At 67.3% G+C, this 736-nt stretch carries 1 protein-coding gene; it reads right to left on the bottom strand.

Features of this window, described 5'->3' with window-relative positions; translation table 11 throughout:
- Nucleotides 1–281: 2-oxoglutarate dehydrogenase E1 subunit family protein (locus tag F3T56_RS23635; protein ID WP_149827373.1), on the bottom strand; the 281-nt coding region annotated here is incomplete at its 3' end.
- Nucleotides 282–736: the final 455 nt, after the last annotated feature.

Genomic DNA, 736 nt, shown 5'->3' with positions numbered 1-736 from the left:
GCGGGCGGGGGTGCGGCCGGGGCGGCGGCTGCCGCGGGCGTGGTGGTCGCTGCGGCCCCCGCGGCCGCAGTACCCGCCGGAGCCGAGGCGGCAGCTGCCCCCGGCTTGTAGTCGGCGAAGAAGTCCCACCAGGCTCGGTCTACCGAATTCGGGTCCTGGAGGTACTGCTGATAGATCTCGTCGACGAGCCACTCGTTCGGACCGAAGGCCGCGGCGGGGTTCTTACCCGCTTGGTCTGCGTCGGTCGAGATGCTCGAGTTACTGGGGGACTGTGGCGACACGGCGGCAACCGCCCTCTTCCGCTTCACAAGGTGATGGACAGCGGGAATAAAGGCTACGCCTCTGCGGCCGGGAAGGTCAGGCCGAGCCCGCTCATCGTCGTGTAAGTCACATCGGAAAGCGTGTTTCGGGGGTGGAAATGGCGGGAAACAAGCGAGGTTCCGGGCTGGAATGGGTGTGGGAGGCGTGCGGCGGGCACGCGTGGGGTGGGGCCTGCGGCTTCAAAAGCGCGACCCTCTGCGTGAACGCACCTGATCACACGTGTCCGCCAGGGCGGATCTGGGGTGGATCTTGTGGCTCCGGTTCAAACTTTACGTCAACTTGGCACGGATGTAAGCCCCGCGAGGATGAGCGATATCCGGCAAGGTTGGAGGGATTCAGCCATGCCGGATGTGGGTAGCGAGGGGCCCCGCCCCCCTGCCCTCCCCCACTCTCGGCTTCGCTCGAGCGGGGGGAC

It is taken from the genome of Streptomyces tailanensis (genome assembly GCF_008386495.1).
GTDB lineage: Bacteria > Actinomycetota > Actinomycetes > Streptomycetales > Streptomycetaceae > Streptomyces > Streptomyces tailanensis.
The sequence above is the reverse complement of the archived record's forward strand: the minus strand, read 5'-3'. Positions and strand labels throughout refer to the sequence as shown.